This window comes from Methylocaldum sp. (assembly GCF_039794385.1).
Taxonomy (GTDB): Bacteria; Pseudomonadota; Gammaproteobacteria; order Methylococcales; family Methylococcaceae; genus Methylocaldum.
Map to the genome: position 1 here is coordinate 1 of NZ_JBDIVO010000328.1, position 4,987 is coordinate 4,987.

6 protein-coding genes and 1 pseudogene are annotated in these 4,987 nt (G+C 61.0%); all 7 read left to right on the forward strand.

The window, feature by feature from the left end:
- Nucleotides 1–299: 299 nt before the first annotated feature.
- The 7 genes and pseudogenes from ABJK70_RS19935 to ABJK70_RS19965 all read left to right on the forward strand — a co-directional run bounded on the left by ABJK70_RS19935 (nt 300) and on the right by ABJK70_RS19965 (nt 4,643).
- Nucleotides 300–641 (forward strand): metalloregulator ArsR/SmtB family transcription factor, encoded by a 342-nt coding sequence (locus tag ABJK70_RS19935; RefSeq protein WP_347258868.1) that lies wholly within the window; start codon nt 300–302, stop codon nt 639–641.
- Nucleotides 638–1,152: pseudogene (locus ABJK70_RS19940) on the forward strand (arsenate reductase ArsC). The gene ABJK70_RS19935 and the pseudogene ABJK70_RS19940 overlap by 4 nt, the downstream one beginning before the upstream one ends.
- 43 nt (nt 1,153–1,195) lie before the next feature.
- Nucleotides 1,196–1,768, forward strand: coding sequence for an arsenite efflux transporter metallochaperone ArsD (gene arsD, locus ABJK70_RS19945; protein WP_077728556.1), 573 nt, complete (start codon nt 1,196–1,198; stop codon nt 1,766–1,768).
- Between the two features lie 204 nt (nt 1,769–1,972).
- Nucleotides 1,973–2,401, forward strand: coding sequence for an ArsI/CadI family heavy metal resistance metalloenzyme (locus ABJK70_RS19950; protein ID WP_347258869.1), 429 nt, complete (start codon nt 1,973–1,975; stop codon nt 2,399–2,401).
- An 11-nt stretch (nt 2,402–2,412) separates the two neighbouring features.
- Nucleotides 2,413–2,904, forward strand: a complete 492-nt coding sequence (locus tag ABJK70_RS19955; protein WP_086134911.1) for an arsenate reductase ArsC — start codon at nt 2,413–2,415, stop codon at nt 2,902–2,904.
- A 100-nt stretch (nt 2,905–3,004) separates the two neighbouring features.
- Nucleotides 3,005–4,084 (forward strand): ACR3 family arsenite efflux transporter, encoded by a 1,080-nt coding sequence (arsB, locus tag ABJK70_RS19960; protein ID WP_077728732.1) that lies wholly within the window; start codon nt 3,005–3,007, stop codon nt 4,082–4,084.
- 22 nt (nt 4,085–4,106) lie between these two features.
- Complete coding sequence (locus ABJK70_RS19965; RefSeq protein ID WP_077728553.1) at nt 4,107–4,643, forward strand: aspartate carbamoyltransferase; 537 nt, start codon at nt 4,107–4,109, stop codon at nt 4,641–4,643.
- The last annotated feature ends 344 nt before the right edge of the window (nt 4,644–4,987 follow it).

Below are 4,987 nucleotides of genomic sequence, written 5' to 3' on the forward strand. Positions count from 1 at the left end.
TGCGCGAGGGCGATGCGGCCCATGCCGTGTTCAAGGCCGGGTCGGTCATACTGGGAGTCGCGGACTGAGCCCGCGTAGGCCGGGATAAGCTTGTCCTGAGCCGAGACGAACGGCTCGATCCGGCCTAGTTCTTTTTCTACGGGTTCCCAAGCTTTCGGGCTTGGGAACCCGGTCTTGCAAGCTCTTGCTTGCTGTCGTTCGGGAAGCGGGGGCTTCCAGGGTAGCGTTCCCAATCCGGAGATTGGGGACGAGAGAAAATTCCGCTTGCAATTATTTTATATTTCTATAATCTTTGAACCATGGAACTCAAATCAGTCGTCACCGCCCTCGCAGCGCTCGCCCAGGAATCCCGCCTGGCCATCTTCCGCCTGTTGGTGCAAACCGGGCCGGAAGGCTTGTCCGCCGGGAAGATCAGCGAGACGCTGGGCATTCCGCCCTCTTCGCTCTCCTTCCACATGAAGGAACTCGCCCACGCCGATCTCGTTTCGTCCCGGCAGGAAAGCCGCTACGTCATCTATTCGGCCAATTTCCGGACCATGAACGAGCTGCTCGGCTTTCTGACCGAAAACTGCTGCAGCGGCAAGCCCTGCAAGCCGACCGCCACATCCGATTGCGCCGGCATCGAGGAAACCCAGGCATGACCGACAAAACCTTTACCGTACTTTTCCTGTGCACCGGCAACTCGGCGCGCAGCATCATGGCGGAAGCCTTATTGAACCAATTGGCCAGGGCCGTTTCCGCGCCTTCAGCGCGGGCAGCCACCCGGCGGGAACGGTCAACCCGTTTGCCCTGGAAAGGCTGGCAAAAAAAGGAATTCCCGCCACTGGCGCACGGAGCAAACACTGGAACGAATTCGCGCAAGCCGACGCGCCGGATTTGGATTTCGGCATCACCGTTTGCGATAACGCAGCGGGCGAAGTTTGCCCGGCCTGGCCCGGACAGCCGATCACGGCCCATTGGGGCGTGCCCGATCCCGCGGCGGTCACCGGTTCCGATGACGAAAAGCGCCTGGCTTTCGCGAAAGCCTTCGCCGTTCTTCATCGGCGCGTCACCTTGTTCGCGAGCCTTAATCCCGCGAGTTTGGAACGGCTCGCGCTGGAGCAAAAAGTCCGCGAGATCGGACGTGTCGATATACCGCAACATGGCGAATAGCCTTTTCACTTCCCACCTCATCACTTGCATAAGAGGAAATCCCATGAAAAAGCTCGAAATCTACGATCCCGCTCTATGCTGCGGCACGGGCGTGTGCGGGGTTGAGGTCGACCCCGTTCTCGCGCAATTCGCCGCCGATGTGCAGTGGCTGTCGGAACAAGGCGTCGAGGTCGCCCGCCATAACCTTTCCCAGGCCCCGCAAGCGTTCGCGGCGAACCCGGTTGTGAAGGCCTCGCTGGAGAAGGAAGGTAACGAATGCCTGCCTCTGCTTCTGGTGGACGGCCAAATCGGCAGCAAGGGCAGATATCCGGCCCGAGCGGAACTGGCGTCTCTGGCAGGACTGAACATCGAAACGCCTGCGCCCAGCATTTATACGGACGCCGTCGCCGAACTCGTAGCGATCGGCACCGCGATTGCCGCCAACTGCGAGCCCTGTTTCAAATATCACTTTCAGCAGGCGAAGAAGCTGGGGGTCTCGCGCGATGACATGATGCGCGCCGTGAAAACCGCCCAGAGCGTGAAGGAGACCCCCGCAAGGGCGATGCTGCAACTGGCCCATCGTTTTCTCGAAGGAGACCCGGTCGAACACCCGGTTGTGCAGAGTTGCTGCGGCTAAGGTGCCGCGATCGACGACTGTGCGGTTCTTCGAACTGCTCCCGCGCTCCTGTTCTCATCGGCAAGGGCGACGCGGGCAAGACTATCCTCGCCGTCGGTGCAACAACGGGCACTGGCCGAGATGTCGGCAGAGCCGCCGTTACGTGAAGTTGAAACCGCAAGATTGATGTCCGCGAAACCTGAGTAACCTATCGGAGCATTTGCCATGAAAAGATTCCATGTCCATATCGCCGTCGACGATCTCGAAAAGAACATCCGTTTCTACAGCGCCTTGTTCCAGACCGAGCCCAGCGTCCTGAAAGACGACTACGCCAAGTGGATGCTGGACGATCCCCGCATCAACTTCGCCATTTCCGCGCGGGGAAGCCGGCTCGGCCTGGATCACCTGGGGCTCCAGGTCGAATCCGGCGAGGAGCTGGAAGATGTCAACCGCGGCCTGAGCGACGCCGCCCTGCCGGTCGAGGCGCAAAAACAAGCCGCCTGCTGCTACGCCCAGTCCGACAAATACTGGACCGTCGATCCCCAAGGTATCGCCTGGGAGGCCTTTCACTCGCTGAGCAGCATACCGACCTTCGGCAAAGACACGGCCATACAGATCAAATCCGCCTCGAGCTGCTGCCAACCCGCCGAATGAGGAATCCTTCCGTGAACCCGCGTCCGCTCAACGTTCTCGTACTCTGCACCGGCAATTCCTGCCGCAGCATCCTGGGCGAGGCCCTGATCAACCGGCTGGGCGCGGGACGTTTTCGTGCCTTCAGCGCCGGCAGCCATCCGACCGGCCGGGTCAACCCGCACGCCCTGGCGACGCTGGCTCGCCACGGCCTGCCGACCGAAGGCTATGCCAGCAAGTCTTGGGACGCACTCGAAGACACGCCGATCGACATCCTGATCACGGTCTGCGATTCGGCGGCGGGGGAAGCCTGCCCGGTTTACCTGGGATCGGCCGTTCGCGGGCACTGGGGCTTGCCGGACCCGGCCCACGTCACCGGCAGTCCCGAGACCATCGAAGCCGCTTTCGAAGCGACCTACACGGCCCTCGAAAAACGTATCCGCCGACTGCTGGCGCTGCCGGTGGAAAGGATCTCCCGGTCGGAACTGGCCGAGGCGCTTAACCGCATCGGAACGGAAACCCTTTGACCTGCTTGCGAAAGCTACCGCCATGAACAAACCGAAATTCCGAAATACAACCCGAAGCGTCCGTCCCTCTGATCGCGGACCGGGCGAAAAAGCCAAAGGCATGAGCCTGTTCGACCGCTATCTGACGGTTTGGGTATTCCTCTGCATCGTCGCCGGCATAGGGCTGGGGCATCTTTTCCCCGCAGCGTTCCAAACCGTGGGACGGCTGGAAATGGCGAAGATCAATTTGCCGGTTGCGGTGCTGATCTGGCTGATGATCATCCCCATGCTGGTCAAGGTGGACCTCAAGGCGCTGAAAGGAGTCGTGAAGCACTGGCGCGGGGTGGGCGTGACCCTGTTCGTCAACTGGGGCGTGAAACCGTTTTCCATGGCGCTCCTGGGCTGGCTTTTCATTGGTCAGTTGTTCCGGCCCTGGCTGCCGGCGGATCAGATCGATTCCTACATCGCCGGGCTGATCCTCCTGGCCGCAGCGCCGTGCACGGCCATGGTGTTCGTCTGGAGTCATTTGTCGCGCGGCGAGCCCCATTACACCCTGTCCCAGGTGGCGCTCAACGACATCATCATGATTTTCGCCTTCGCGCCCATCGTCGGCTTGCTGTTGGGGCTGTCGGCGATCACCGTGCCCTGGGACACGCTGCTCCTGTCGGTGCTGCTGTACATCGTCGTACCCCTGATCCTGGCCAACCTCTTGCGTATGGCGGTTCTGCGCCACGGGGACGGATACGCCCGTCTGGACCGGCTGCTGAAAGTACTGCACCCTGTCTCGCTGACGGCGCTATTGGCCACCCTGGTGCTGCTGTTCGGTTTCCAGGGCGAGCAGATCCTGACTCAACCGATTGTGATCCTGCTCCTGGCCGTACCCATCCTGATCCAGGTGTTTTTCAACTCGGGACTGGCTTACCTCCTGAACCGGGCCGTACGCTCGCCCCATTGCGTGGCGGGTCCTTCGGCGCTGATCGGCGCCAGCAACTTCTTCGAGCTGGCCGTGGCCACCGCCATCGCCCTGTTCGGCTTCGAATCCGGCGCGGCACTCGCAACAGTGGTCGGCGTCTTGATCGAAGTGCCGGTGATGCTGCTCGCCGTCGGCGTGGTCAACCGCAGCCGCGCCTGGTACGAACGCCGCACGGGCGTGCCGGGCTACGAAGAATGCTGTCCGGCGCATCTGAAAACCGGGCATTGACGAATTGACTGGAGATCGTGTCATGCAAGGCCGTAATCGAAGACTTTGGGCATTTGCCGGGATCGTTCTCGCTCTTGGATTACCCACAGTGGTGCCGGCACAGACGGCAAGTCCGGAACGCGTGGAGGAAATCTCGAAACGCGGGGCCGAGGTCATGCCCTTCGACCTCAAGCAAACCCAGCACGTTTTTACCAAGACCGAAACGGGAGGGGTGCAGCAAGTCGTCGTCCGGGACCCGGCCAATGCCGGGCAGATCAAACTCATCCGGCAGCACCTGACGAAGATTTCCGAGGAATTCGCCCGCGGCGATTTTTCCGATCCTGCTCGCATCCATGGTGAAAACATGCCGGGCCTCGCCGAGCTGAAAAACGCCCAACCGGGAACATTGCACGTGGAATACCGCGAACTCCCGAATGGAGCGGAGATCGTTTATTCATCCGGCGATCCCGCTCTGATCGCCGCCGTACACCGATGGTTCGACGCCCAGCTCGCCGAGCACGGCTCGGATGCCATGCCGGGACATCCTCACGGCACCATGCATCCCATGCATGATAACTAGCGGGATTGCTGGGATTCCTTCGTCATCCCAGCCTACTTTCGATACATGGCATTTGTAGGTCGGCAATCCTTTGCCGACGATGCCATGCGCCGCCCTGGGATGTTCGGCAAGGCCTCCTGACCACATTGGCACCCCCTGTTCGCAGCATTCATAGGTCGGCAATCCTTTGCCGACAACTACGCTCGCAAGCCTGCTACGTCGGGAAAGGATTCCCGACCTACTTGGCGGCACAGGTTGGTATGTCGGCAACCCCTTGCCGACGATTCCACGTGCCGACTCCTTGTGTTCGGCAAGGATTACTGACCTACTCGGTGACGCCAGTTCGTAGATCGAGCGCCGGAACT